Annotated in this window: 25 protein-coding genes and 1 pseudogene; 12 read left to right on the top strand and 14 right to left on the bottom strand. The window is 62.2% G+C overall.

The window, feature by feature from the left end; all coding sequences use genetic code 11:
- Positions 1 to 5 precede the first annotated feature (5 nt).
- From plsX to ASN89_RS26205, 3 genes are all read right to left on the bottom strand, one after another.
- A complete protein-coding gene (gene plsX, locus ASN89_RS26215; RefSeq protein WP_034749647.1) occupies positions 6 to 1,073 on the bottom strand; it encodes a phosphate acyltransferase PlsX in 1,068 nt (355 codons plus the stop codon).
- 210 nt (positions 1,074 to 1,283) lie between these two features.
- Positions 1,284 to 1,466 carry a 50S ribosomal protein L32 gene (gene rpmF / locus ASN89_RS26210; protein ID WP_034749653.1) on the bottom strand — a complete coding sequence of 61 codons (183 nt, stop codon included), beginning with the start codon at positions 1,464 to 1,466 and terminating at the stop codon, positions 1,284 to 1,286.
- Between the two features lie 202 nt (positions 1,467 to 1,668).
- Positions 1,669 to 2,166 carry a YceD family protein gene (locus ASN89_RS26205; protein WP_058051293.1) on the bottom strand — a complete coding sequence of 166 codons (498 nt, stop codon included), beginning with the start codon at positions 2,164 to 2,166 and terminating at the stop codon, positions 1,669 to 1,671.
- A 223-nt stretch (positions 2,167 to 2,389) separates the two neighbouring features.
- Between ASN89_RS26205 and ASN89_RS26200 the strand changes: the two genes are divergently transcribed.
- Together ASN89_RS26200 and ASN89_RS26195 are read left to right on the top strand one after the other, a co-directional pair.
- A complete protein-coding gene (locus ASN89_RS26200) occupies positions 2,390 to 2,998 on the top strand; it encodes a Maf-like protein (protein WP_058051328.1) in 609 nt (202 codons plus the stop codon).
- A gap of 17 nt (positions 2,999 to 3,015) precedes the next feature.
- Entirely contained in the window at positions 3,016 to 3,765 is a 750-nt protein-coding gene (locus ASN89_RS26195) for an SAM-dependent methyltransferase (RefSeq protein WP_058051292.1), read from the top strand.
- Positions 3,766 to 3,834: 69 nt separating this feature from the next.
- On the opposite strand, the gene ASN89_RS26190 is transcribed toward ASN89_RS26195, so the two are convergent.
- Positions 3,835 to 4,752: a 23S rRNA (adenine(2030)-N(6))-methyltransferase RlmJ gene (locus ASN89_RS26190; protein ID WP_034749665.1), complete on the bottom strand. Its 918-nt coding sequence runs from the start codon at positions 4,750 to 4,752 to the stop codon at positions 3,835 to 3,837.
- 275 nt (positions 4,753 to 5,027) lie between these two features.
- Between ASN89_RS26190 and ASN89_RS26185 the strand changes: the two genes are divergently transcribed.
- The gene (locus ASN89_RS26185; RefSeq protein ID WP_058051291.1) at positions 5,028 to 5,456 is read left to right on the top strand and encodes a thioredoxin family protein; all 429 of its coding nucleotides are present in this window, start codon (positions 5,028 to 5,030) and stop codon (positions 5,454 to 5,456) included.
- A gap of 6 nt (positions 5,457 to 5,462) precedes the next feature.
- Here the strand turns inward: ASN89_RS26185 and ASN89_RS26180 are convergent, their stop codons facing one another.
- The gene (locus ASN89_RS26180; protein ID WP_058051290.1) at positions 5,463 to 7,736 is read right to left on the bottom strand and encodes a xanthine dehydrogenase family protein molybdopterin-binding subunit; all 2,274 of its coding nucleotides are present in this window, start codon (positions 7,734 to 7,736) and stop codon (positions 5,463 to 5,465) included.
- A gap of 17 nt (positions 7,737 to 7,753) precedes the next feature.
- Positions 7,754 to 10,870, bottom strand: a complete 3,117-nt coding sequence (locus tag ASN89_RS26175) for an EAL domain-containing protein (RefSeq protein ID WP_058051289.1) — start codon at positions 10,868 to 10,870, stop codon at positions 7,754 to 7,756.
- Between the two features lie 261 nt (positions 10,871 to 11,131).
- On the opposite strand from ASN89_RS26175, the gene ASN89_RS26170 reads away from it, so the two are divergent.
- A complete protein-coding gene (locus ASN89_RS26170) occupies positions 11,132 to 11,638 on the top strand; it encodes a DUF1993 family protein (protein ID WP_034749677.1) in 507 nt (168 codons plus the stop codon).
- 105 nt (positions 11,639 to 11,743) lie between these two features.
- On the opposite strand, the gene ASN89_RS26165 is transcribed toward ASN89_RS26170, so the two are convergent.
- Both ASN89_RS26165 and ASN89_RS26160 read right to left on the bottom strand, forming a co-directional pair.
- The gene (locus ASN89_RS26165; RefSeq protein ID WP_034749680.1) at positions 11,744 to 11,938 is read right to left on the bottom strand and encodes a DUF1289 domain-containing protein; all 195 of its coding nucleotides are present in this window, start codon (positions 11,936 to 11,938) and stop codon (positions 11,744 to 11,746) included.
- A complete protein-coding gene (locus ASN89_RS26160; RefSeq protein WP_058051288.1) occupies positions 11,938 to 12,510 on the bottom strand; it encodes a DUF1415 domain-containing protein in 573 nt (190 codons plus the stop codon). Before ASN89_RS26160 ends, ASN89_RS26165 begins: the two co-directional genes overlap by 1 nt.
- A gap of 327 nt (positions 12,511 to 12,837) precedes the next feature.
- Between ASN89_RS26160 and ASN89_RS26155 the strand changes: the two genes are divergently transcribed.
- From ASN89_RS26155 to ASN89_RS26140, 5 genes and pseudogenes are all read left to right on the top strand, one after another.
- On the top strand, positions 12,838 to 14,250 hold the full coding sequence (locus tag ASN89_RS26155) for a transglycosylase SLT domain-containing protein (protein WP_058051287.1): 1,413 nt from the start codon (positions 12,838 to 12,840) through the stop codon (positions 14,248 to 14,250).
- Positions 14,251 to 14,353: 103 nt separating this feature from the next.
- A complete protein-coding gene (fabI, locus tag ASN89_RS26150) occupies positions 14,354 to 15,142 on the top strand; it encodes an enoyl-ACP reductase FabI (protein WP_058051286.1) in 789 nt (262 codons plus the stop codon).
- A 72-nt stretch (positions 15,143 to 15,214) separates the two neighbouring features.
- Positions 15,215 to 15,492, top strand: a pseudogene (locus tag ASN89_RS29615) (hypothetical protein).
- Positions 15,493 to 15,497: 5 nt separating this feature from the next.
- Positions 15,498 to 16,055, top strand: a complete 558-nt coding sequence (locus ASN89_RS26145) for a helix-turn-helix transcriptional regulator (RefSeq protein ID WP_058051285.1) — start codon at positions 15,498 to 15,500, stop codon at positions 16,053 to 16,055.
- Positions 16,056 to 16,396: 341 nt separating this feature from the next.
- The gene (locus ASN89_RS26140; protein WP_035820280.1) at positions 16,397 to 17,803 is read left to right on the top strand and encodes a DEAD/DEAH box helicase; all 1,407 of its coding nucleotides are present in this window, start codon (positions 16,397 to 16,399) and stop codon (positions 17,801 to 17,803) included.
- 87 nt (positions 17,804 to 17,890) lie between these two features.
- Here the strand turns inward: ASN89_RS26140 and ASN89_RS26135 are convergent, their stop codons facing one another.
- The 4 genes from ASN89_RS26135 to ASN89_RS29350 all read right to left on the bottom strand — a co-directional run bounded on the left by ASN89_RS26135 (position 17,891) and on the right by ASN89_RS29350 (position 19,479).
- Positions 17,891 to 18,349 carry an acyl-CoA thioesterase gene (locus ASN89_RS26135; protein ID WP_034750191.1) on the bottom strand — a complete coding sequence of 153 codons (459 nt, stop codon included), beginning with the start codon at positions 18,347 to 18,349 and terminating at the stop codon, positions 17,891 to 17,893.
- 81 nt (positions 18,350 to 18,430) lie between these two features.
- On the bottom strand, positions 18,431 to 18,799 hold the full coding sequence (locus ASN89_RS26130; RefSeq protein ID WP_034749696.1) for a hypothetical protein: 369 nt from the start codon (positions 18,797 to 18,799) through the stop codon (positions 18,431 to 18,433).
- Between the two features lie 129 nt (positions 18,800 to 18,928).
- Positions 18,929 to 19,066 (bottom strand): hypothetical protein, encoded by a 138-nt coding sequence (locus tag ASN89_RS29355; RefSeq protein WP_162995739.1) that lies wholly within the window; start codon positions 19,064 to 19,066, stop codon positions 18,929 to 18,931.
- Positions 19,067 to 19,305: 239 nt separating this feature from the next.
- Positions 19,306 to 19,479 (bottom strand): hypothetical protein, encoded by a 174-nt coding sequence (locus ASN89_RS29350; protein WP_200969130.1) that lies wholly within the window; start codon positions 19,477 to 19,479, stop codon positions 19,306 to 19,308.
- A 136-nt stretch (positions 19,480 to 19,615) separates the two neighbouring features.
- Here ASN89_RS29350 and ASN89_RS26125 point away from each other — a divergent pair, with 136 nt between their 5' ends.
- From ASN89_RS26125 to ASN89_RS26115, 3 genes are all read left to right on the top strand, one after another.
- On the top strand, positions 19,616 to 20,848 hold the full coding sequence (locus ASN89_RS26125) for a glycosyltransferase (protein ID WP_058051284.1): 1,233 nt from the start codon (positions 19,616 to 19,618) through the stop codon (positions 20,846 to 20,848).
- A gap of 188 nt (positions 20,849 to 21,036) precedes the next feature.
- A complete protein-coding gene (locus ASN89_RS26120; protein ID WP_046683953.1) occupies positions 21,037 to 22,020 on the top strand; it encodes an EDSAP-1 family PEP-CTERM protein in 984 nt (327 codons plus the stop codon).
- A 108-nt stretch (positions 22,021 to 22,128) separates the two neighbouring features.
- A complete protein-coding gene (locus ASN89_RS26115) occupies positions 22,129 to 23,121 on the top strand; it encodes an EDSAP-1 family PEP-CTERM protein (RefSeq protein WP_082654761.1) in 993 nt (330 codons plus the stop codon).
- A gap of 15 nt (positions 23,122 to 23,136) precedes the next feature.
- Here the strand turns inward: ASN89_RS26115 and ASN89_RS26110 are convergent, their stop codons facing one another.
- On the bottom strand, positions 23,137 to 24,237 hold the full coding sequence (locus ASN89_RS26110; RefSeq protein ID WP_058051282.1) for a nitroreductase family protein: 1,101 nt from the start codon (positions 24,235 to 24,237) through the stop codon (positions 23,137 to 23,139).
- Positions 24,238 to 25,107, bottom strand: coding sequence for a ThiF family adenylyltransferase (locus tag ASN89_RS26105; protein ID WP_058051281.1), 870 nt, complete (start codon positions 25,105 to 25,107; stop codon positions 24,238 to 24,240). It lies immediately after the preceding gene.
- Positions 25,108 to 25,127: the final 20 nt, after the last annotated feature.

Raw genomic sequence — 25,127 nt, 5'->3', positions numbered from 1 at the left:
GTCCACTAAATGGTAGAGCTTGTTGATGTAGGTTCATCCGGAACTGGCGTGCGCGGCATCAGCTCGGCGATCATGCTGGCCAAGTGCGCTTGCACGTCATTTTTTGCCGCATCAAAAGCGCGGCGCAAGGCCCATTCGAAGGAATAGGCATCGGCGCTGCCATGGCTCTTGAAGACGAGGCCACGCAAGCCCAGCAGGCTGGCACCGTTGTAACGCGAAGGATTCAAGCGGTTGCCGATGGCTTTCAGGGCCCCGCGGGCGATCAGCGCGCCCAGCATGGTGATCGGATTGCGCTTGAATTCGGAAGTGAGCACGTCTTTCATGAAGCGCGCCAGGCCTTCGATGGCTTTCAGGGTGACGTTGCCGACGAAACCGTCGCAGACGACGATGTCGGTCGTGCCCTTGAAGATATCGTTGCCTTCCACGTTGCCGTAGAAGTTCAGCGCGCCACGCTCGTGGTCGGCCTGCAGCAGCTTCGAGGTGAGTTTCACCACTTCATTGCCCTTGATATCTTCCGTGCCCACGTTCAGCAAGCCGATCGTCGGGCGTTCGATGCCTTCCATGGCGGAAACGAGCACGGAACCCATGATGGCGAACTGATGCAAGTGATGCGGTTCGCAATCGACGTTGGCACCCAGGTCCAGCATGTAAGTGGGGCCGTTCTTTTGATTCGGCAAGATGCTGCAGATGGCAGGGCGGTCGACGCCGGACATGGTTTTCAATACATAGCGCGACACGGCCATCAGGGCTGCCGTATTACCGGCGGAAACGGAGGCTTGCGCCACGCCGTTCTTGACCTGTTCGATGGCCACGCGCATGGAGGAGTCCTTCTTGCGGCGCAGGGCCACTTCCAGAGGGTCGTCCATGGTAACTTGTTCGGAGGCATGCAATACCGACAGGCGCGGATGCGTGTCGGCTTTATGTTTCTTCAGTTCGGCACGGATCACGTCTTCCAATCCAACAAGGATCAGTTCGGCTTCAGGCTCATGTTTTACGAAGGAAATTGCTGCGGGGATAGTAACTGAGGGACCGTGATCTCCGCCCATGCAGTCGATAGAAATTTTGATTGTCATTTGTGTTGATTCAATACCGCTGCGGGCGTGCGGCAAGATGTGAATCGGACTGGAGCATATGCAGGGTGCAGCATGTCATGCACAGGCCTGGACAGCGTGATTCAAAATGACGGGTGTGCAAGATGAATTGCAGCCGATAAAAAAGAAGAAGCGGCGCCACGCCGAATAACCACGCAACACCGCTTTCATCTTACCCAACAAAAACGTCGATTACTCGTCGTTTTTGGTCTTCAACACTTTACGGCCACGATAGAAGCCGTTAGGGCTGATATGGTGACGCATGTGTGTTTCGCCGGTAACTGGCTCGACGCTCAATTGCGGCGCGACCAGGAAGTCGTGCGAACGGTGCATGCCGCGCTTGGAAGGGGTTTTCTTGTTCTGTTGAACTGCCATGATGACTCCTAATACATAAGTTCTAAAATTTTAGCACAATCGATTGGCAAATACATGCGAATCGAGTATCCCAGCGGCAAAGACTACCCGAAAATAGCCCGGACCGACATCGTTTATTACAATTACATTTCACTACACTTGCCATACTCGATTACAACACGCGTTTGACACGTTCTTTGATGGGGAAAACCCCTTTACCACTTTATTCTGGCTTCAAGTCTTTCAGTGCCGCAAACGGCGACTTCTTTTCAGTCTTGAGAGCATCGAGCTGCGCCGTATCGGGGCAGACGTCGTGTTTGGGTACCTGCGGCAGGGCCAGCAAGGCTTCATCTTCGATCAGGGCCGCGGCATCCATGTTGCGGCTGCCGACGATCACGTCGATCGATTCATCGTTGATGATTTCTTCGATCTCGTCCGCGTGCTCGTCATCCTTGCCCAGCATCAGAGTGGTCGTCGAATCTATTGCGTAAGCATACGGAGTCAGGCAGCGCTGGCAAACCAGCTGAACGGTGCCGTTGACCGACAAGGTCAGTTGTGGGTAGCCCAGCTTGCTGGTGCCGCCGACGATTTTCCAGGCGATCTCGCCGGAACTATCTGCACAATCCTTGGTCAACCGGGTCATTTCAGCGACAGGAGTTACACCCTCGCGGCTCCCGCTGATACGACAAAAATCAAAGGCGTCGATCACAAAAGCATCCATTGGTAGAAAATTTCCCCGGAAAACCTGCGATAATAACAGGGTTTTTAGCACGGAGTCAAAGGCTAAGCATCTTTTTTGACGCAATCATTGCCATCAACATGACAACTTCATCAACACCGTCATGCCGCATGGAGCCTCAGTTATGGGCTCTGCGCCTTGGAATTTGCGTGAAATTCCACTGACATCGACCAGCGCGGCCATGCCGGCCGCCATCCACTACCGAATGATACCAACTTCCGCCCCATCGCGCTTGATTCTTGCATCGAGTTCGACCTACCGCAAGGAATTGCTGGAACGCCTGCGCCTGCCTTTCGAGGTGGCCGTGCCCGATCTCGACGAAAGCCCCCTGCCGGGCGAAAGCCCCAGCGCCACGGCCCTGCGGCTGGCGCAGGCCAAGGCGCAGGCCGTGCTCGACCGCTATCCTGGCAGCCTCGTCATTGGTTCCGACCAGGTCGCCACACTCGACGGCGCACAGATCGGCAAGCCCGGCAACCATGCCAATGCCTTGCTGCAACTACAAACCATGCGCGGGCGCCAGACTGTGTTCCACACGGCACTGTGCCTGCTCGATGGTCGCCAGTCGCCCGCCGTAGCCCAAGTGGAAGATATCCAGACCCTCGTCACCGTGCGCGACCTGCCCGACGCGGAACTGGACGCCTACCTGCGCATCGAGCAGCCATACGATTGCGCCGGCAGTGCCAAGAACGAAGGCCTGGGCATCGCCCTGCTCGAACGCATAGCCACCACCGACCCGACCGCCCTGACCGGCTTGCCGCTGATCGCCCTCACGGGCATGCTGCGCAAGGCAGGCGTGGCGTTTTTCACCATTTAATTACCGACAAGAAGAATATGACCGGCACCCTGTACCTGATCCCCAACCACCTTGGCCTGTCCGACGGCGCAAGCGACCCGCTGGCCCACATCATTCCAGAGCAAGTACGGCAGATCACGTCGCAGCTCGATTATTTCGTCGCGGAAAACGCCAAGACGGCGCGCGCCTTCCTGAAATTGATCGGCAACCAGCATCCGCTGGCCAAGCCGCTGCAGGAAATCACGATTTCCGAACTGAACGTGAATACCCCGGCGCAAGCGCTGGCCGGCTTGCTGGCGCCGCTGCTGGCGGGACGCGATGCGGGCCTCGTGTCGGAAGCGGGCGTGCCCGCCGTGGCCGACCCGGGCGCCGACCTCGTGCGCCTGGCGCATCAGCACGGCATCAAAGTGCGTCCGCTGGTGGGCCCGTCATCGATCCTGCTGGCCGTGATGGCCAGCGGCTTGAACGGCCAGAGCTTTGCCTTCAACGGCTACCTGCCTACGGACGCGGCACTGCGCGCCAAGCGCATCAAGGAACTGGAAAGCCGCTCGCGCAATGAAAAGCAGACCCAACTGTTCATCGAAACGCCGTACCGCAACGCCGCCATGCTGGAAGCCCTCGTGGCGCAATGCGCGCCTTCGACGCTGATCTGCGTCGCCACCGACCTGAGCCTGGACACGGAAAGCGTGCAGACGTGGAATGGCGGACAGTGGAAGAAACAATTGGCCGCCGGCAAGGCGCCCGACTTCCACAAGAAACCGACCGTGTTCCTGTTGCTGGGACAGTAATCGTTCTCCCATAAAAAACGCCACGGTCGACTGCACTGTGGCGTTTGCATTATTTCACTACGACAATCATTACACGCGACGGGTACCAGTATTTTTCTGTCCGCCCTTGCCCGTTTCCAATACAAACTTCGCGCCATCGTCGCGGCCCAGCACCTTCACCAGGTAGGGCATGACTTCGCGCAGCATCGGCTCCAGGGTGTACGGCGGGTTCAGGATGAACATGCCGCTGCTGTGCAAGCCGAAACCGTCAGGCGACGGGGTGTTGACCGTCAGGGTCACGTGCAGCCAGTCCGAGCTGGGCAGCTGCTTGAGCTTGTCGGCGAACTGGCGCGATTCCATGCGCTGCAGCACCGGGTACCAGACGGCATACATGCCCGACGGGAAACGCACGAGGGCGTCGGCCAGGGTGTCCTTGACCTTGCGGTAGTCCATCTTGTCTTCATACGGCGGGTCGATCAGCACCAGCGCGCGGCGCGATGGCGGCGGCAGCAGGGCTTTCAGGCTCTGGAAGCCGTCAGCCTTGGTGATGAGCACGCGCTTGCCGCGCACGGTCGGACGCTCGCCCTGGGCCAGCGCATGCGCCTCGACCTTGCGGAAGTTGTCTGCCAGAATCTTGGCATCGGCAGGATGCAGCTCGAACAGGCGCAGACGGTCTTGCTCACGGCTGACCTTGTCGGCGCAGTACGGCGAACCCGGGTAGTAGCGCATCTTTCCGCTCGGATTCATTTCCTTGATCAGTTTCATGTACTCGGCCAGCGAGGCAGGCAAGTCAGTACGGTCCCATAGGGGCGCGATGCCCGTTTCGTACTCGGCGTTTTTCGAGGCATAACCACCGTCGAGCGCATACACGCCCGCGCCGGAATGGGTATCGATATAACTATAGGCGGTATCTTTTTGATTCAGATATTGCAACAACTGAATCTGCACATAATGTTTCAACACATCGGCGTGATTACCCGCGTGAAAGGCGTGGCGGTAACTCAACATAAGCTGGCTAATTCCATAATAAAAATAAATAAAGGCGGGAGCGCTGACACCGGGCAGGGCATGAAAACAGACTGGAGGGGTCAGGCTGCGGGGCCAGGAAACAGCATGGACCAGCGTAATCAGCGCGCAATTACCAGCATTATCCACCAGAAAGGTGGATTGCATCAAAAAACACGGCTAAACAAGCCCATGCATTCCCGGGACTGGCGTCGCCGGGCGCGGTAGAATACGCGCATCGGGCGCCCGCGCCCATCCGCCTACCAATAGAAACGACCATGCACAGCCTGACCCTCACGACCGATAACCGCGCCGACGTCGCGGCAACCCTGGCCGGCCCGCGCTGGACGGTGGCCTGCCTGTGCGCGCTGTGGTGCGGCACTTGCGGCAGCTACCGCGCCACGTTCGAGGAACTGGCCGCGCGCCACCCGGACACCGTCTTTGTCTGGATCGACATCGAAGACCAGGCCGACGTGGTGGGCGACCTCGACATCGACAACTTCCCCACCCTGCTGATACAGCGCGAAGACAACGTGGCCTTCTTCGGCACCGTGCTGCCGGACGGCGGCCTGGCGCACCGCATGGTGCAGGCGCAGCAGGCGCTCAGCGCCGAGGAACTGGCCGCGCTGGCCAGCAGCACGCAGGAGCGGCGCGACTGGCAGCGCGACTGCAATCTGCGTCACATGCTGGCCGCCACCCTGGCCTGATCCACATCAAGCCAGGCGCAGCGGCAGGTTGCGCAGCCTTTTCCCCGTCAGACTGAACACGGCGTTGGCAACAGCTGGCGCAATCGGCGGCGTGCCCGGTTCGCCCACGCCTTCCGGATGCTCGGCGCTGGCGATGATGACGGTTTCCACCTCGGGCGTTTGCCCCATGCGCAGCACGGGATAGTCGTGGAAGTTGCCCTGCTCGACTTGCCCCTCCTTGAAGGTGATCTCGCCGCCCAGCGCCGCCGACAGGCCGAACAGCACGGCCGACTCCATCTGCTGGGCGATGATGTTCGGATTGACGGCGATGCCGCAATCGATGGCGCACACGACGCGCTGCACGCGAATTTCGCCGTTTTCCACGGACACCTGCGCCACTTGCGCGACGATGCTGCCGAACGACTGGTGCAAGGCCACGCCATGCGCATGGCCGGGCGGAGGAGTTCCGGCCTTGGCAACTGCCGCATCGAGCACGGCCAGGTGGCGCGGATGCCGCACCAGCATGGCGCGGCGGAAGGCGATGCCGTCCTGCCCCGCCGCGTGCGCCAGTTCGTCGATAAAGCTTTCCTTGAAAAAGGCGTTGTGCGAATGCCCGACCGAGCGCCAGTAGCCGATGGGAACAGCGCTATCGGCGATCACGTGGGCGATGCGCTGATTGGCGATTTCATACGGCATGTCAAATTCGCCTTCGGCCGTCGTCTTGTCCGGCCCCGCACCGGGCAGGCCGAAATTGCGGTGCAGGTACTGGTGCGTGATGGAGCCGCTGACGGATTTGTTGTCCCAGGAAGCGATGCGGCCATGTTCGTCGAGGCGGGCGGCAAAGCGGGCCAGCGCGGCGGGACGGTACATATCGTGCTTTGTGTCCTGCTCGCGCGTCCACACCAGCTGCACGGGCGCGCCATCGCACTGCAGCGCGATGGCCACGGCTTGCGCGATCATGTCCACTTCCAGGCGGCGGCCGAAACCGCCACCGAGCAGCAGCACTTCGATGCTGACGTCCTTCGCATCGACGCCGGCCACTTTCGCCGCCACGTCGACGGCGATGCCAGGCGCCTGCGTCGAGGCCCACAGCATCACCTTGCCATTTTTCACCTGCGCGGTGCAGTTGACGGGTTCCATGGCGGCGTGCGCGAGAAACGGCGCGCGGTACTCGGCGCTGACCTGTCGCATGCCCTGCACGGCTTTGCTTTCCACCTCGCCGCTGGCGTGATACGCATAGCCTGCCTCACTGTCGAGCAGGCGGGCAAACTCCGCGTAGACGGCGGCGCTGGACAGGTTCGCCTGCGGTCCAGCCTTCCACTGCGTCGGCAAGGCGGCCGCCGCCTGCTTGGCCCGCCACCAGGTGTCGGCCACCACGGCGGCGCACGAGACGCTGCGCCGCGCCAGTTGCGGCGTCAGGTCCAGCACCTTTTTCACGCCGGGCATGGCGAGTATGGGCGCCGCGTCGAACGCGGACAGGGTATCGCCCAGGCGCGGCGGCAGATGCAGGGCTGCATACAGCATGCCGGGCGGACGCGCATCGATGCCGAAACGCGCGCTGCCATTGACTTTCGACGGCGTGTCGCGGCGCGGCGCCGGCTGGCCGATCAGCTTGAAATCCTTGGGCAGTTTCAGCACGGGCGTGCCGGGGTCGATGCTGGCGGCGCGCTGCGCCAGGCTGGCGTAGCTGGCGCGCCGGCCGTCCGGGTGGATCACTGCGCCATCCTGCGTGCGGCACTGCGCGGCCGGCACCTGCCACAACGCGGCGGCGGCGCCTACCAGCATGGCGCGCGCGGAAGCGCCCGCCTCGCGCATGGGCCCCCAGCCATCCTTCACGCTGGACGAACCGCCCGTGACGATCACGCCCAGTTCGCGCGCCGCCTTGGCGACCGTCCACTGCGCCAGCGCCTTCAAGCGTCCCTGGTCGTCCGGATGGAAAGGCAGGCTGTCCTTGAGCATGGCGACATTGCCGAAGATCTTATCGTTCGGCGCCTGGATCAGTTTGACGCTGGCCAGCGGCACGTCGAGCTCCTCGGCCACCAGCATCGGCAAGGCCGTATGCACGCCCTGCCCCATCTCGCTGCGCGGCATGGCCAGGAGGACACTGCCATCAGCTTGAATAGCCAGCCAGCCGTTCAAGGCCACGGCGCCGTCGACCAAAGGCAGCGGCGCGCTGCCATGCAGGCGCTGGCGCGGCGGCAGCACGCCCCAGCCCAGCACCAGGGCGCCCACGCCGGCCACGCCGAGACCCAGGCCGCCGAGCAGGAAACGGCGGCGCGACGTGTTTTTTTCTGCGGCCATGGAATACCCTTTATCAGTTAATGATCGATCCAGCGCTCCAGCATATCCTGAGCCAGCACCGGACGGCTATAAAAATAACCTTGCGCCAGCTTGCAGCCATGGCGCAGCAGGAAGGCGGCCTGCTCTTCCGTCTCCACGCCTTCGGCGATCACCGATAATTGCATGCTCTTGCCCAGCTGGATGATGGCAATCGCAATGGCTTCGTCGTTGACGTCCGTCGAGATATCCTTGATGAAGGAACGGTCGATCTTCAGGGTCTGCACGGGCAGCTGCTTCAGATACGCGAGCGAGGAATAGCCTGTGCCGAAATCGTCGATGGCCAGGCCCACGCCGATGGCGTGCAAGTCGTTGATGAAACCGAGGGCGTCGCCCGTGTTCATGATGACGGATTCCGTCACTTCCAGTTGCAGGCGCTGCGGCTGGAGGCCTGTCTCCTTCAATATGGCGGCCACCATGCCGGCGATGCTGCCCCGCTCGAACTGTTTTACCGACAGATTCACGGCCATCTTCGGCACGTGCAAGCCCTGCGCCTGCCAGCGCATCATCTGGCGGCACGCTTCGTCGAGCACCCATTTGCCCAGCTGGTTGATGAAACCGCTGTCTTCGGCCAACGGGATGAAGCGGGCCGGCGGCACCAGGCCCAGTTCCGGGTGGTTCCAGCGCACCAGGGCCTCGACGCCAACCAGGCGGCCCGTTTCGATTTCCACCTGCGGCTGGTAATTGAGGAACATCTCGTTCTTCTCGATCGAGCGGCGCAAAAAGGTTTCCAGGCGCAGCCGCTCGACGCCCTCGCCCGTCATCGACGGCGCATAGAAACGGTAGCCATTGCGTCCGCGCGCCTTCGCCTGGTACATGGCCACGTCGGCATTCCGGATCAGCATGTTCAAGTCCAGCGCATCGTCCGGGTACAGGCTGATACCCACGCTGCAGGTAACGAACAGCTCGTGGCCGGCCACCGTGAACGGCTGGTCGAACATGGTCATCAGCTTTTCCGCCACCTGCGTGGCGCCATATTCGCCGTCGATGCGTTCGAGCAGGACGATGAACTCGTCGCCACCCAGGCGCGCCAGGGTATCGCCTTCGCGCAGGCGGGCCGCCAGCTGGCCGGCCACCTTTTGCAGCAGTTCGTCGCCCACATGGTGGCCCAGGGTGTCGTTGACGTTCTTGAAGCGGTCCAGGTCGATGAACAGCACGGCCAGCTGCTCCTGGTCGCGCGCGGCGCGCAGCAAGGCGTGCTGCAGACGGTCGTGGAACAGCAGCCGGTTCGGCAGCGCCGTCAACGGGTCGTGGTGGGCCATGTGGTCGAGCTTTTCCTGCGACTCCTTGATCAGAGTGATATCGCTGAACACGCCCACGTAATGCGTGGTGCCGGCGCGCGCGTCGCGCACGGCGCTGATGGTCAGCCACTCCAGATACAGCTCGCCGTTCTTGCGCTGGTGCCAGATCTCGCCGCGCCAGAAACCGCTGGTCTTCAATTCGTCCCACATAGCCTGGTAGAACGCCGCATCGTGGCGCGCCGAGCGTGTCAGAGAAGAGTGCTGGCCGACCGCTTCGGCTTCGGCGTAGCCCGTGATTTGCGTGAATGCGGGATTGACGGTAACGATGATGCCATCGGCATCGACCACCATCACGCCGTCGGCGATGTGTTCGAGCACCGTGGCCGACAAACGCAGTTTTTCTTCGGCTTCCTTGCGCGCCGTGATATCGGCGTACACCCAGATGCTGCCCTCGTTGGGGCGCAGCGGATCGAGCGCGCAGCCGCTCACCAGCGCCCAGAACAGGCTGCCGTCGCGGCGCTTGTACTGGCGCTCCTCGCTGAAATCGCCGCCCGCGGCCAGCGCCGGATACTGGCGCTCGCCCGCCTCCTCGAAGTCATACGAACTGGTAAACACGATGGCGGTGGAATTGCCCGTCATCTCGGCATGGCCGTAGCCAAACAGTTCCTCGCAGCGGCGGTTGACGGAAATGATGCGGCGGTGGCGCACGAACATCACGCCGAACATCACGTTGTCGAGGATCGCGCTCTGCTCCGTCAGCAGCGCTTCGATGCGCATCTCGTGGTGCTTGCGCTGGCTGATGTCGGCGATGATGCCGTCGATCCAGATGACGCCCTGCTCGCCCGCCTGCGGCTGGCCATTCTCGGCCACCCAGCGCTCGATGCCGAAAGCGTCGATGATGCGGTATTCCAGCGCATACGGCCGCCCGTCATGCACGGCCTGGCGGACGGCGCGGCGATGCTCGCGGCGGTCTTCCGGGCAAATCAGGTCGGCCCAGGCATGCGTGGTGCCGCGCATGAACTGGCGCGCCGAATAGCCGGAAATGTCTTCGATGGCGTCGCTGACAAAATCGATGGGGCCGTCGGGCCGGTAGCGGAAGACGGCGCCCGGCACTTGCGTGACGATGGTGCGGAAACGCTCTTCGCGCTGACCCACATCCTCGAACAGCTGGCCGATGGCGGCGCGCATTTGCTCGAGCTGGGCCGTCAGGCGACCCAGTTCGTCATTGCCGTGCGAGGCCAGGGGCGTGTCGAAATCGCCGTGCGACAGACGGTCGGAAAAGCGCGTCAGGCGGCGCAGGGGCTTGAGCAGGCGGCGGTTCAGGAACAGCACGATCAGCGCCATCGACACGGCCAGCTGCGCGCCCAGCACGAAAATATACGACATCTGCTTTTCGCGCAGTTCCTGCTGGCTGCGCGCATCGTCCATCTCGACGACGACGTGGCCGATGCGTTCGCCGCGCACGAGAATGTCGCGCCCGGCGCGGTACAGATTGCCCACGGGCCGCTGCGGCGCCTGCAGGCTGATGAATTCCGTGTCGCCCTGCCCCAGCACTTTCACCAGCAGCACGGAACGGTCGCGCATCACCGACTCGACCAGCGAATGGGCCGATTCCGCATTCATGTTCCACAGCGACTCCTGCATGCCCAGCGCCAGGATGTCGACATTGCGCTGCAAGGCCTCGTTCAGGCTGGTGCGCGCCGACTGGCGCTCATGCACGCCGACGAGCACGTAGCTGCCGAAGATGGCGGGAACGACGAGGCCGCCAAATACCACCAGCAGCAAGGCGCCATAGATCGATGAGCCATACAGCACGCGCAGGCTGGCGCGCAGGCGCTGGTAAGGTGAATTAAACATGCGGCAACAGGGCAACAGGGATCAGGCGGGCGATCATTGAACTCTACAGGGGAAGTCAGGTGGTCAGGCGGGAAGAAACTTTATGAGGAGCAATTATGCATGGAAAAAGCGGGGTAAGTCACCAATAAACACGCGCCAGCGGTGTCCTCATGTCATATAAACAGGGTTGAAAAGCCACACGCTGGCCGGCGCGCCCGGCCGGCGCCAGCAGAAAAACGCGCAGCTTGCTATCATCGCGCCACTTTACCTAGAGGAACCACCATGACCTTCTCCATCTACTCCGCTTCGATCCCCGTCTTCAAACAGATCCTGGGCAGCCTGGCCGCCATCCTGGACAAGGCGGAAACGCACGCGCAAGACAAGAAAATCGACCCGAACGCCCTGCTGCAATTCCGCTTGTTCCCGGACATGCTGCCGTTCGTGCGCCAGATCCAGATCGCCACCGACTTCGCCAAGGGCTGCGGCGCGCGCCTGGCCGGCGTAGCCGTGCCTCCGTACGAAGACAGCGAACAGAGCTTTGCTGAACTGAAAGCGCGCATCGTGAAAACCATCGCTTTCCTGGACAGCCTGCCGCAAGCGGACATCGACGGCAGCGAAACGCGCGCCATCACCACCGGCAGCGGCGAAAAGACCAAGCACTTCACGGGCCAGACCTATCTGTTCCACTACGCACTGCCGCACTTCTTCTTCCACGCGACGACGGCGTACGACATCCTGCGCCACAATGGTATCGAAGTCGGCAAGAAAGATTTCATCGGCAGCTATTAATCGTTAGCGTCAACAGTACCGGGGTCAGACCCTCGCGGCCGCCAACGCTGAGCTCTGCGTTAGCGTCCTTGGGGGTCTGACCCCTGCAGTTGCAGTTGGGTTAAATCAGGTATTCCTGCGCGGATACCCTTGCGCCAATATCCTCACCCACACCACTTCCTTCTCTTCATCCGTCATCGACACCCAGTGGGCCACTTCCACCACGGTGCGGCCGCAGCCGCGGCAGATTTCATCGAACGTCGTCGAGCACACGGCCACGCAGGGCGTGTCTGGACGCGGCGGCAATTCCTTGTCAGCCATCAGGATACCTTCGGCAAGCCAAGCTTTTCCCAACCTTCGGCGCCCAGCGCTTCCAGGGTGGCGATATTCTTGTCGAAGATTTCCGACGCTTCCGGGAAGGCCTCGACGGCGCGCTCGATGCTGTCTTCGCGCAGCAGGTGCAGGGTCGGGTACGGCGAGCGGTTGGTGTAGTTGCTGATGTCGTCCTCGAACGTCTCGGCAAACTGGTAGTTCGGGTGGAAACTGGCCACTTGCAGTTCGCCGGCCAGATGCATGTCTTCCACTGCCGCGTCGGCCACGTCGAGGAACTCGTTGTAGTCGAGGAAATCGTTCAAGGTGTACGGGTGGATCAGCAAGGTCGTGTCGATCTGCTCGGGATCCGTGTCGGCCAGGGTTTGCAGCTCGTCCATCAGCATCGCCAGCAAATCTTCGGGATTGCTCGATTCGCATACCACATAGCGTATCTGCTTCTTGACGTGCACGGCCTTGGCGAACGGGCACAGATTCAGGCCGATCACGGCCTTTTCCAGCCAGGCAACGGTATTGGCGATGATGACGGCGTTGTCGTCGTCGTGGCGCGGCGGGGTGTTCATATACTTGACTCTCTATCAATAAAGCGACCGGCGACTGAATGGCCAGCCAAAGCCAAATTGTACGCACTTTTGCGCAGCCTCATAACGGGCCCCATCCAGTCTTGCGCCATACCCCTGCCCATGTATGCTATAACAGCGGCCGAATCGCACATCTGGCAAATTAAATTTGTCATAATTGCATTATTAGCGACTGGAAACATCGCTATTGACGCCTATGTGCTGTCATCATGCTGACATAATTCTTGACTCCGGCATGTGGATATACGTACACTCGCAGCTTAATCATGGGTCTGTCCGATGTTTCTCCGACGACAACAATGGAACACTATGCACGAAAACTCCTTTAAATCTACCGTCCTGGCGGCGTTGGCCCTGGCGCTTGCGCCCGCCCTCAGCCAGGCGTACGAAGCCGGTGTTGAGAGCGATAACGCGCCAGTCGCCGCCGCCACGCCCGCCCTGATCCCGATGACCGCCCAGGTCACGGCGAAACTCCCCACCCTCGACAACCGCCTGCAAAAGACCGATCGTCTGCTGAAAAACCTCAGCGACAATTCCGATCCGCTGCGCGAAGCCGACGTCTGGGGCCGCATCCGCAGCGGCTATGCGATTCCCGACATCAACAACCAGCTGGTAGCGAATCACGTCAACTGGTACGCCACCCGCCCCGACTACATCGCCCGCACCACGGCGCGCGCCTCGCGCTACATCTTCCACGTGGTGCAGGAACTGGAAAAACGCGGCATGCCGACGGAACTGGCCTTGCTGCCGTTCATCGAGTCCGCCTTCAACCCGCAAGCGTTCTCGAGCGCCAATGCGGCCGGCATGTGGCAATTCGTGCCCGCCACGGGACGCGATTTCAACCTCAAGCAAAACATGTTCAAGGACGAGCGCCGCGGCGTGCTGGCCTCGACCGATGCGGCCCTGACGTATCTGCAGCGCCTGTATGACATGTTTGGCGATTGGCAACTGGCCCTGGCCGCCTACAACTGGGGCGAAGGCTCGGTGCAGCGCGCCATCAAGAAAAACCAGGCGCTGGGCAAGCCGACCGACTTCGAAAGCCTGGCCGACCTGATGCCGGCCGAAACGCGCAACTACGTGCCGAAATTGCAAGCGGTGAAAAACATCATCGCCAATCCGGCCCAGTTCGGCCTGACCCTGCCCGTGGTCGACAACCAGCCCTACTTCACTGCCATCGACAAGACCAGCGACATCGACATCACTGTCGCCGCCCAGCTGGCCGAACTGTCGATGGATGAATTCAAGGCCTTGAATCCGCAATTTAACCGCCCCGTCATCATCGGTGACGAAAAGACGAAGATTCTGCTGCCGCAGGAAAACGCCGCCAAGTTCACCACCAACCTGGCGCAATGGGGCCATGCCTTGTCGAGCTGGACCACGCACAAGATCACCAATGCGCGCGAACGCATCGAAACGCTGGCGTCGAAATTCGGCACCACGGCCGACGTGCTGCGCCAGGCCAACAACATTCCCCAGCGCACGCGTTTGCGCGCCGGCTCCACCATCCTCGTGCCGAAAACTTCGGCCACGATGAACAACGACATCACCCAGGAAATCGCCGACAGCGCCACCATGCTGCTGGAAGCGGACCGTCCTGAACGGGTCGCCAAAGCCGTGCGCCGCGTCACCAAGGGCGGCAAGGTGCAAGCCGCGCCAATTTCCCTGGTGAAACCACGCATCCAGCGCGGCGGCGGTAACAGCCGAGCCAAGGCCCGTCACTGATCGCCTGATCTGTATAGAGTGACCTCACCGGCCGCCACAGCTTTGCTGTCGCGGCCGGTTGCACATCCGCCTTACCCGCCCACCTACCCAGACAGGAGTCGTCATGGCTTTCTTGCAAGGCAAAAAAATCCTCATCACGGGCTTGCTGTCGAACCGCTCCATCGCCTATGGCATCGCCAAGGCTTGCCACCGCGAGGGCGCCACCCTCGCCTTCACGTATGTGGGTGACCGCTTCAAGGAGCGCATCACGGAGTTTGCGGCGGAATTTGGCAGCGAACTGGTATTTGACTGCGACGTTTCCAGCGACGAACAGATCAGCGCCGTCTTCAGCGACCTGGCGCGCCACTGGGATCAATTGGACGGCCTGGTGCACGCCATCGGCTTTGCGCCGCGCGAAGCGATCGCCGGCGATTTCCTCGACGGCCTGTCGCGCGACAGTTTCCGCATCGCGCACGACATTTCCGCCTACAGTTTCCCCGCCATGACCAAGGCCGCCCTGCCCCTGCTGCATCCGGGCGCGTCAGTCCTGACCCTGACCTACCTGGGCGCCGTGCGTGCCGTGCCCTACTACAACACCATGGGCCTGGCCAAGGCGTCGCTGGAAGCGTCCGTGCGCTACCTGGCCGAATCGCTGGGTCCGCGCGGCATCCGCGCCAACGGCATTTCCGCCGGCCCCATCAAGACCCTGGCCGCTTCCGGCATCAAGGATTTCAGTAAACTGCTGGGCTTTGTGGCCGAGCACGCCCCGCTGCGGCGCAATGTCACCATCGAAGAGGTCGGCAACACGGCCGCCTTTCTGCTGTCCGACCTGGCCTCCGGCATCACGGGCGAGATTACCTACGTCGATGGCGGCTTTTCGCAAGTGATGGCCGTTAATCCCGAAGTAGAGTGATGCGGTGATGGTCGATTTTTATCGGTTGTCACTTGACAACCTATAAAAATCGACCTACATTGGAGGCATCGCATGGCGCGCTCCTCGCATCCCAAGAAAGAAATCGAAGCGGCGCTGCGCCATGCGGAAAGCCAGGGCTGGCGAGTGGAAATGGGCGGCAGCCATGCCTGGGGCAAGATCTATTGCCCCTACAATGACGACGGCTGTCGCTGTGGAGAAGTTGCATCGCCTGCATCTGGAGCACGCCAAAAAACCCGGGCAACCACGCGCGGGCGATCCGCCGGGTGGTCGATAATTGCACTTTCAATAAACTGCTGCACGACTGCATGCGACGCAAATCCAGGGAATAACCATCATGGATTACATCTTTACTCTCAAGTACCGCCTGCCCGACCACGAACACGACCTCGACGCGCTGGCCGAGCGCCTGGGCGGCGGCGGTTGCGACGACGCCTTGGTCGGCATCGGGCAAGCGGGACGCCTGGCGCTGGAATTCACGCGCGAGGCCAGCAATGCCAACGCAGCGCTGCTCAGCGCCATGGCCGACGTCAAGGCCATCGTGCCCGATGCCGTGCTGGTCGAGGCTTCGCCCGACTTCGTGGGCCTGACCGATGTGGCGCAGGTGCTGGGCCTCTCGCGGCAAAACCTGCATAAGCTGATGAGCAAATACCGCCACAGCTTCCCCCTGCCCGTGCATGAAGGCAGCGCCACCATCTGGCACCTGGCCGACGTACTGGCATGGCTGCACGCAAAGGGAACGTATCAGCTCGAACACAGCCTGGTCGAACTGGCGCAGGTCACCCGGCAAATCAATCTGGCCAGGGAAACGCGACAGGCGCCGCCGCTGCCCGCCGACATCGTGGCCATGCTCACAAACGAGAGAAAACTACGTACTCCTACTGATTTCACATAGGAAACATGTTCAAAACGTGGTAGGACTTTCGTTTCTTCCCATTTAGCCCGTGCAAAACGGCGTCAAATACGGTATAGTGTCGTTGTGCGCTGCAATATGTTCCCTTGAAGCGATGGCAACACCGCAGTCATGCACTACAAACTTAGCAGCTTCGCAAGCCTTAGCGCATCCACAGGATGCCGCTTATAAAGCCCTCCCGCCTTGTGTGTCGCACCTGACACCGTCCCGGCGCAAAGCTTTTGTGCCGAAATTTCTTTCTAGTTGAGTCATTTCGTTTTGGTTGGCGTTGCTATTTTGCGTTCTGCTTTTTGCAAGAACGCTGATTTTTACGAAAGAAAAGAATGACATTTGAATCCTTAGGCCTGCATCCGTCCATCATCGCCGCTCTGACCGAATCGGGCTACACCGCGCCAACCGCGGTACAGTCGCAAGCGATTCCAGCCGCGATCGAAGGCCGTGACCTGCTGGTCTCGTCGCAGACCGGTTCGGGCAAGACCGCAGCTTTCATGCTGCCGTCGCTGCACAAACTGGCCAGCGCCGAACAAAGCGCCGCCGGCAAGACGCCAAACCAGGAAATGCAAGCATCGCGCGCCCGCGGCGAGCGCCCACGTTTCAAGGCTGCCCAGCCAAAAATGCTGGTGCTGACGCCAACGCGCGAACTGGCCCTGCAAGTAACCACCAACACCGACAAGTACAGCACCGGCATCCGCCGCATCAAGGCTGTGTCGATTCTGGGCGGCATGCCTTACCCTAAACAGATGCAATTGCTGGCCAAGAATCCTGAGATTCTGGTCGCGACCCCTGGCCGTCTGATCGACCACATGGACTCGGGCAAGATCGACTTCTCGCAACTGGAAATCCTGGTGCTGGACGAAGCCGACCGCATGCTGGACATGGGTTTCATCGACGACATCGAAAAAATCGTGGAAGCGACGCCAGAAGGCCGTCAAACCATGCTGTTCTCGGCAACCCTGGACGGCGTCGTTGGCAACATGGCGCGCCGCATCACGAAGAACCCGCTGGTCATCCAAGTGGCAAGCTCGAGCAACAAGCATGAAAACATCACCCAGCGCGTTCACTTCGTCGACGACCTGTCGCACAAGAATCGCCTGCTGGACCACCTGCTGCGCGACGAATCGCTGGACCAGGCTGTTGTGTTCACCGCCACCAAGCGTGACGCCGACACCATCGCCGACCGTCTGAACATCGCCGGTTTCTCGGCTGCCGCCTTGCACGGCGACATGCATCAGGGCGCGCGTAACCGCACCCTGGACGGCATGCGCCGCGGCCAGGTCAAAGTGCTGGTTGCCACCGACGTTGCCGCCCGCGGTATCGACGTGCCAACGATCACCCACGTGTTCAACTACGATCTGCCGAAGTTCCCGGAAGACTACGTCCACCGCATCGGCCGTACCGGCCGCGCTGGCCGCAACGGCCTGGCCATCTCGCTGGTGAACCACGCTGAAGGCATGAACGTCAAGCGCATCGAACGCTTCACCAAGCAATTGATCCCGGTCAATGTCATCGAAGGTTTCGAGCCGAAGAAAACGGCATCGGCACCACGTTCGAGCGCCCGTCCAGGCGGCTGGAAACCAGGCGACAACCGTGGCGGCGCCAAGCCAGGCCAACGCACGTTCAGCAAGCCAGGCGCACCACGCAAAGACGGCGCACCGAGCACCGGCGGCGGCTACAAGGGTTCCAACCCGCGCAGCACCGACGGCGCACGCCGCAGCTACGGCGACCGTTAATCACGGCGCCATGCCGCCAACAGCCGGCAAGCAATAAAAAACGGCCACCAGATCGCTCTGGTGGCCGTTTTTTCATGTCCGCCACATTTATTTTTTCGACACCTTCTGGCGCGACAGCTTGCGCAGCTTGGCCTGCTCGAAGCGCGCGTGCTGCTCCGGCGTCTCGAGCACCAGCGGCGGCACGGCCACCGGCTTGCGGTTGGCGTCCACGGCCACCATCGTGAAATAGCAGCTGTTGGCGTGACGCACCAGGCGCTGCTGGATGTTTTCCGTCACCACGCGAATACCCACTTCCATCGACGTCGTGCCCGTGTAATTGATCGAGGCGAGGAACGTCACCAGTTCGCCCACGTGGATAGGCTGCAGGAACATCACCTGGTCCACGGACAAGGTCACCACGTAGCTGCCCGAATAGCGGCTGGCGCAGGCGTAGGCCACGCTGTCGAGGTATTTCAGGATGGTGCCGCCGTGCACGTTGCCGGAAAAGTTGGCCATATCGGGCGTCATCAAGACCGTCATCGTCAGTTCGTGGGCCGACCAGTTCATCGCGCTGTCCAAAGTGTTCTCCAAGGGGGAATAAAAGTGAGGGGAATGTGAAAACCGGCCCCAGGGGCCGGTTGGTGAGCCTTACAGGCCCAGGGTGTCGATATCGGCCAGCGACTCGCGGCCCTTGTCGGAAATGTCGTGGCCTTCGCCTTCGGCACGCGCCACGATGTGGGCTTTCTTGCCCAGGAAATACGCCACGTCCGTATCGAGCTTGGTCAGCGGATCGGTGGCGACAGCGCGCAAACCCATGATGCAGCGGCGCAGGAACAGCAGTTGTTGTGCTTTCTCGGTGATGGACAGACGGCCGTCGCGTGCATAGCTGAGCAGCTTCAGGCCGGACAGGCGCTTGGCATTGCGGGCAACGCAAGCACTGGGGCGCTCGGTCTTGATGCCGCGTGCAACTTGCTCCAGCGCGTCATATTCATCGGTTGTTAATTTCTCGTTCTTCATTACTTTTCCATAAAAGGCCAGGTGTTCGGCCCCCATGGTACGCGCCCCGCTGCGCATCGGCAACAGGCAACGTGAATCTACCGCCGCCAGCCAGGCGGCCAGGCGGCGGAAACACGGGCGTGATGAGCGTTATTTGTAGCTGCGCAGCAGCAGCCATGCCAGGCCGCAACCAGCCACGGCGCCCGCCAGGGCCAGCGCCACGAGGTGTTTGCTGGTGATCACAGGCCGCCGGCCCAGGTAGATTTTGTTATGCAAGGAATTGCCCACGATGGTCTCCTGTACAAGAATTTTTATGATGTCTCATTATAAGAACAGAATCGTGACGGCCGCATGACACTCGACAGTTGGCGCTAAATTTGTATCCACTCGGCAACATTTATGCGCATTTTTGTTGTTTAAATGGCGTGCCCCTGGCGAGGCTCGCGCCTCCCATTTCCGATTGGAAATAAACATGGCATCCGTCCGCCCACCGCAGGCCATGGCGCGGCGCCACGGTCCGAAGCCAATCAATGCATTTTCACGGGCGGCGGCGGCGGCGTTGGTTCCTCGACCGGTACAGGGTCGATGTGCGGCGGCTGTTCCGGCGGCGGCGTGAGGGGATCGCCTTCCGGCGGTGGCGGCATATCGGGTTCGGGCGTGCTGTGCGCACGCAACTGGGCAAGATGGAATTGTGGCTGCATGGTGGCCTCCTTTGCCCGACTGTAGCCGATACGGCCAAATCCTGGCGCCCGCCACTGGCACGCTGCGGGGAACTAAACGGCGTGGCGCCACTCCAACTTCGCAGGCATCCCTCCAGCACGAGTGCAAGCGATCTCCATGGCGCGCAAGAAAATCCTCTTTATGGCCGAGGCAGTGACTCTGGCCCATGTTGGCCGTCCCCTGAGTCTGGCCCAGGGCCTGGACGAGGAAGAATACGAGGTGCATTTTGCCTGCGCCGATGGGTATGACTTTTGTTTCAAGCAAGCCCCCTTCCGCCGCTGGCGCATCGACAGTATTTCATCGCTGCAATTTCTGCAGGCGCTGGCGCACGGCAAGCCCGTGTATACGGAAAGCACCCTGCACGCCTATGTGGAAGACGACCTGCGCCTGCTCAATGCCGTCCAGCCCGATCTCGTGATCGGCGACTTCCGTTTGTCGCTATCGGTCAGCGCGCGCCTGCAGCGCATTCCCTACATGACCGTCAGCAATGCCTATTGGAGCCCCTGGGTGCGCCAGCACTATACGGTGCCCAGCCTGCCCCTGACGGGCGTGCTGCCCGTCTGGCTGGCCGATCCCCTGTTCCGCCTGATCCGCCCGCTGGCCTTCGCCTCGCACGCCGTGCCCCTGAACCGCGTGCGCCGCCGCCATGGTCTGCCATCGCTGGGCAGCGACCTGCGGCGCATCTATACGGATGCCGACCGCACCTTGTATGCGGATATTCCGCAACTGTTCCCGCCGCACGGCATGCCGTCCACGCACGACTACCTGGGTCCCATCATCTGGGCGCCGCCGCTCGACTTGCCGGACTGGTGGCAGCGCCCGGAACTGAGCAGCGGACGGCCCATCATCTATGTCACCCTGGGCAGTTCCGGTCAGGGAACATTGCTGCCGCGCGTGCTGCGCGCGCTGGCGCCCCTGCCCGTCACCGTATTGGCGGCCACAGCCGGCACCATCCGCGTCGACGCCGTGCCGCCGAATGCCTATGTCGCGCCCTTTCTGCCGGGCGACGCGGCCGCCCGGCGCGCCAGCCTGGTGATCTGCAACGGCGGCAGCCCCACCAGCCAGCAGGCGCTGGCGGCAGGCGTGCCCGTCATCGGCATCGCCGGCAACCTCGACCAATTCCTCAACATGCACGGCATCGTGGGTGCCGGCGCCGGCCTGCTGCTGCGCGCCGACCGCTTCCAGGAAACCACTCTGCGCCATGCCGCCACGCGCATGCTCGACGATGGCCGGGCCAAGCTGGCGGCGCGTCAGCTGGCCACGGCCATGCGCGACTATGTTCCAGGGCAACGCTTGCTGCCGCATATACACGTCCTGCTGGGCTCGTTGCCACAAGGCGGACAGCCTTGAAGGGCGGCGTCGGTTTTTCTTACAGCGTGTCTAGCAAAGCCTGCACAGCGTCAACAAAAGCACGCCAAGTCATTGATTTCAAAAGAACCTCATGCGTTGGCATGGAAGTCGCTAGGTACTGGCCATGAGCACCTGCCGACAGGTCTCAGGCAAGACTTCCAGACTCACTCAACCACGAGGTGAATACAATGAAACTCTCGAAACTGAAACTGCTCCCGGCCACAGCGGCACTGGCCCTGCTGTGCGCCGCCGGTAGCGCACAGGCGGGCGCCTACGGCTATTCGTACAACAACATCTTCGGCCTGGTGATCGCCGTGCCGACGGGCCAGATCACGGTAGCCAACAGCACCACCATCTCGCGCAGCACGGCCACCCTGAATGGCGTGAGCGTCATCAATGGCGGCGCCGGTTCGCTCGATGCCCCACGCGCCAACGTCGGCCCTGTCATCAAGGGCGAAAACGACTTCACGCAACAAGGCCCAGCAGGCAACTATTCACGCGGCGATGCGCAAATCGTCAGCACACAGTTCCCTTCGTTCCCCCCGGGCTCCACCTCCACCCAGGCAGTGAACGTGGCCGAAGCTCACCTTGACGGACCTGCCGGCACGGCCGATGCGTCCGGGCGCAACGGTTCGACCACGGGCTTCTCGGTCGATTTCGTCGTCGGCTCGCCCACGGCAACCTTGAGCTTTGATTTCCTGGCGTCGCCCTTCATGCAGGTCTTCCTGCAAAGTACGGTCGGGCAGCTGTCCACCGCCACGGCCAACCTGGTCGTCACCTTCACCATCACGGACGCGGCCGGCCTGACGGTGTTCAACTGGACGCCAGACGGCGTGATCGGCTCGGGCATCTTCGGCGGCACGGAAAACGCCGATGGCGCCAACCTGAACACCAGCCTGGCGACCAACTTCCTGACGCGCGGCAACCTGTTCACCTACGACCCTTCCGGCTGCGGCACGCCCACGGGCACCGGCGTGGGGACGGCCTGCGGCAGCAACTTCAGCTCCGTCAGCAATGCTTTAACGGCCGGCAACTACACCTTGACCTTGAATGCAGTGGAAAGCGTGGACTTGGTGAAACAGGCGGCAACACCAGAACCAGGCACCTTGGCCTTGCTGGGCCTGGGCCTGGCTGGCCTGGGCTATGCCCGTCGCCGCAAAGTTGCCGCCTGAACCAGGCAACAGGGGGGATTTACAGGCGAGGGAGTCTCCTCGCCTTTTTTATGTGGCAAGCCTGTCGGTTTTCCTTACAACGCGGCCGACCAGGAGAAGAGGATTTTCATGACTACATTTTTTTGTACCCGACTACCCATGGCCCTGCTGGCATTGCTGTTGCTGGCCGGCAGCGGCACTGCCGGCGCCGCCGCCTACGGTTATTCCTACACCAGCGTCTTTGGCCTGGTCATCAGCAATCCCACCGGTTCCACCACCTTGATCAGCAACATCGACCTGTCCCGCACCACCGCCACGCTCAACGGCAGCAGCGTCATCAACGGCGGCAGCAATGAGATCGACGCGCCGCAAGCGACACGCGGCGCCGTCACCAAGGGACAAAATGATTTTACCCAGCAAGGCATGGGCAACGCCGCGTACGCGCGCGGCGAGGCGCAAATCATCAGCTCGCAAATCCCCCCGTTTCCGCCAAGCTCAACCAGCACACACACGGTGAATGCGGCGGAAACCTTCCTGACGGGCGGCGGCAGCGCGGATGCCTCGGGACGCAACGGTTCCAGCACGGCCCTGGCCATCAATTTCGTCGTCGGCCAGCCGGGCGCGACCCTGGCCTTCGACTTCCGGGCCATGCCTTTCATGCAGCTGTACCTGGACGCCCTGGCCGGCACGGGCTCGGCGGCCACGACAAATATGGCGATGACGTTCAGCATCATCGATGACAATGGCCAGATCGTCTTCAACTGGGCGCCCGACGGCAGCCTCGGCTCCGGCATCCTGGGCGGCACCGAACTGGCCGATGCCGCCAACCTCAATGCGGGCTATGCGCAAACGCCGCTCACCAGCGGCAGCGTATTCACCTACGACCCCAGCGGCTGCGGCGCGCCCACGGGCACCGGCACCGGAAAGACATGCGGCGGGCAATATGGCGCCGTCACGGACAATCTGGTGGCGGGCAACTACACCCTCGTGTTGAACATGCTGAACAGTTCCGAACTGGCCTACGTGCCTGGCGTTACGCCCGTGTCGCTGCCGGGCACCTTGCCGCTGCTGGCGGCGGGTCTGGCAGCGCTGGCTTGCATGGCGCCAAGGCGGCGCCGCTGAGCCCGGCTGCTAGCCTTATGGCCCCGCCGTGGGCGCCACCAGCAAGTCTTGCAGCGGACGGCGCAGCGAGCGCGCACTGGCCGCCGGCCCCGCGCCGATGCGCCCGAGGAACACGGCCCGCTCGACCGCCGTGACGCCCAGCACAGCCTGGCATTGCACGGCCAGCTCCTGCGCCATTTCCTGCATGCCATCGGTGCGCGAAAAGGTGTGCCGTTCACGCACGTAGCGGGCAAAGATCAGTGGCGTCAGTTCCGGCTGCAATTGCAAGCCCAGCTGCGTGGCCGTCAGCCAGAAGCGCTGCATGGCGCGGCCGGCCGCCACGTAATCGTCGATATGGCGCGGCGGCGCATCGGCCAGCAGCGCGAAATGCGCGGCGCAATACAGGCCCGGCAGCAAGTCCATCTGCAGCCGCGGAGCAATGGTGCCCCCCAGCCAGGTATTGAAAAAATCCACGCGGCGCCAGCTGTGCATGACCCAGCGCATCAGCCGCGCCGTCATCGCATCGACGCCGAGCGCCTGCTCCGGGATGCGGTCGCTGCTGAAGCGCGCCCCCCATTCGATCACGTCGCGGTGCACCTTGTGCGCTTCGGGCATGGTCAGGCGCAGCTTCGCATTATCGAACATCAGCCGCGCGCAGGCCAGGCGCGCGCGCCCGCCTTCGAACCACTGCACGCCGTAACCGGGCGGCAAGCTGGCCGCCAGCGCCGCCTTTTCGCTGGCGCGCAGGCTGCGCGTGCTGAGCCGGCGCCGCTGCACGCTGCGCTGCGGCAAGAAGGCCGCCAGCGGATCGGGCTGCATGCCGGGGTTGTCGATCAGGTGCACATCGAAGGTGGGCAGGGTGTCGGGCATGGACAGGCGCCGGCGCGCTTCCATGCGCAAGCCGTGGCAGCTGGCCGCCATTGCCATGCTTTCAAGCAAGGCGCCCAGCGACAGCTGGCTGGGATGGCCGTCGAGGTCGTACACGCAGTGGCTGCGCGTATCGAAACCATGTACCACCACGTGCCGCGGGTCCACGACTTCAAAGCGCCACGGTTGCGTATTGTCGCCGCTGGGCGCCCAGCGCGCCTGGTCGAGGATGTTTTCCAGCACGGGATCGTTCAACAGTGCTTGCGCCATTTATGCCCCCTGCGCGGCGCGGCGCCGCTTGATGATGGCCATCGTCAGGCGCTGCAGCGGATGACGGTTGCCGCCGGGACGCCATGTATGCACGAGCTTGTTACGGTAGGCGTCGAAATGCACGCCGTGCGGCGCCGCCATCACCTTGCCGCGTTTCAACAAAATTTTCAAGGCTTCCGTGGCGGCCGCGCCCGCGCACAGCTGGCAGCCCATGATGGTCGACGGCCCGCGCCGCTCCTTCAGGTTGATGGCGGACGGGTCGACCAGGTAGGGGCCGTGCAAGCCGGCCGGCGCCAGACCGACGAGAAAGCGCAAGGCCTTCTCTTCTTCAGGCAAGTCGCCCCAGCCAAAATACTCTTCGAACGTCATGCCGCCCGGCATGAAGCTGAGCACGGCCGTGCCCATGCCCAGCGGCGCAGCCGTGATGGCGGGAATGCCCAGGCGGGCGCAAGCGGCGAAGGTGGCCTGGCGCGCGGGGAAAGCGAAGAAATCCAGGCCGTCCACGTACAGGTCGACACCGGCAAAGAACTCGGCCAGGTTGCTGTCGTGTATGCCGTCGGGAAACTGCTTGATGTCCAGTTCAGGATTGATGTCGCGCGCCATCTGCGCCAGCACGGCCACCTTGGGCTGGCCCAGGGTGGAGACCATGGCACCGGCCTGGCGGTTGAAGTTGGCAATGTCAAAGGTGTCGAAATCGGCGATGTGGAAAGCGCCGATACCCAGCCGCGCCAGGGTCAGCAAGTGCACACCGCCAACGCCGCCCATGCCGGCGATGGCCACGCGCTTGCCGCGTAAGCTGTTTTGCTCCGCTTGCGTGACCCAGCCCAGGTTGCGGGCAAATGCCGCGTGATAGGAAAAACCATCTGTCATGCTTACCTCTACTGTACGTC

The sequence above is a fragment of the Janthinobacterium sp. Ant5-2-1 genome (assembly GCF_001445815.1).
In the GTDB taxonomy this organism is placed as follows: domain Bacteria; phylum Pseudomonadota; class Gammaproteobacteria; order Burkholderiales; family Burkholderiaceae_D; genus Janthinobacterium; species Janthinobacterium lividum_E.
This window is presented reverse-complemented; position numbering and strand designations above follow the sequence as displayed.

Bases quoted from the DNA above. Each gene is read 5' to 3' on its own strand.
- ASN89_RS26155 (WP_058051287.1), top strand. From the start codon at position 12,838: ATGCACGAAAACTCCTTTAAATCTACCGTCCTGGCGGCGTTGGCCCTG.
- ASN89_RS26205 (WP_058051293.1), bottom strand. From the start codon at position 2,166: ATGGATGCTTTTGTGATCGACGCCTTTGATTTTTGTCGTATCAGCGGG.
- ASN89_RS26145 (WP_058051285.1), top strand. From the start codon at position 15,498: ATGGATTACATCTTTACTCTCAAGTACCGCCTGCCCGACCACGAACAC.
- fabI (WP_058051286.1), top strand. From the start codon at position 14,354: ATGGCTTTCTTGCAAGGCAAAAAAATCCTCATCACGGGCTTGCTGTCG.
- ASN89_RS26140 (WP_035820280.1), top strand. From the start codon at position 16,397: ATGACATTTGAATCCTTAGGCCTGCATCCGTCCATCATCGCCGCTCTG.
- ASN89_RS26180 (WP_058051290.1), bottom strand. From the start codon at position 7,736: ATGGCCGCAGAAAAAAACACGTCGCGCCGCCGTTTCCTGCTCGGCGGC.
- ASN89_RS26130 (WP_034749696.1), bottom strand. From the start codon at position 18,799: ATGAAGAACGAGAAATTAACAACCGATGAATATGACGCGCTGGAGCAA.
- ASN89_RS26125 (WP_058051284.1), top strand. From the start codon at position 19,616: ATGGCGCGCAAGAAAATCCTCTTTATGGCCGAGGCAGTGACTCTGGCC.
- ASN89_RS26190 (WP_034749665.1), bottom strand. From the start codon at position 4,752: ATGTTGAGTTACCGCCACGCCTTTCACGCGGGTAATCACGCCGATGTG.
- ASN89_RS26135 (WP_034750191.1), bottom strand. From the start codon at position 18,349: ATGAACTGGTCGGCCCACGAACTGACGATGACGGTCTTGATGACGCCC.
- rpmF (WP_034749653.1), bottom strand. From the start codon at position 1,466: ATGGCAGTTCAACAGAACAAGAAAACCCCTTCCAAGCGCGGCATGCAC.
- ASN89_RS26115 (WP_082654761.1), top strand. From the start codon at position 22,129: ATGACTACATTTTTTTGTACCCGACTACCCATGGCCCTGCTGGCATTG.
- ASN89_RS26200 (WP_058051328.1), top strand. From the start codon at position 2,390: ATGATACCAACTTCCGCCCCATCGCGCTTGATTCTTGCATCGAGTTCG.
- ASN89_RS26105 (WP_058051281.1), bottom strand. From the start codon at position 25,107: ATGACAGATGGTTTTTCCTATCACGCGGCATTTGCCCGCAACCTGGGC.
- ASN89_RS26120 (WP_046683953.1), top strand. From the start codon at position 21,037: ATGAAACTCTCGAAACTGAAACTGCTCCCGGCCACAGCGGCACTGGCC.
- ASN89_RS29350 (WP_200969130.1), bottom strand. From the start codon at position 19,479: ATGCAGCCACAATTCCATCTTGCCCAGTTGCGTGCGCACAGCACGCCC.
- ASN89_RS26175 (WP_058051289.1), bottom strand. From the start codon at position 10,870: ATGTTTAATTCACCTTACCAGCGCCTGCGCGCCAGCCTGCGCGTGCTG.
- ASN89_RS26185 (WP_058051291.1), top strand. From the start codon at position 5,028: ATGCACAGCCTGACCCTCACGACCGATAACCGCGCCGACGTCGCGGCA.
- ASN89_RS26195 (WP_058051292.1), top strand. From the start codon at position 3,016: ATGACCGGCACCCTGTACCTGATCCCCAACCACCTTGGCCTGTCCGAC.
- ASN89_RS26160 (WP_058051288.1), bottom strand. From the start codon at position 12,510: ATGAACACCCCGCCGCGCCACGACGACGACAACGCCGTCATCATCGCC.
- ASN89_RS26110 (WP_058051282.1), bottom strand. From the start codon at position 24,237: ATGGCGCAAGCACTGTTGAACGATCCCGTGCTGGAAAACATCCTCGAC.
- ASN89_RS26170 (WP_034749677.1), top strand. From the start codon at position 11,132: ATGACCTTCTCCATCTACTCCGCTTCGATCCCCGTCTTCAAACAGATC.
- plsX (WP_034749647.1), bottom strand. From the start codon at position 1,073: ATGACAATCAAAATTTCTATCGACTGCATGGGCGGAGATCACGGTCCC.
- ASN89_RS26165 (WP_034749680.1), bottom strand. From the start codon at position 11,938: ATGGCTGACAAGGAATTGCCGCCGCGTCCAGACACGCCCTGCGTGGCC.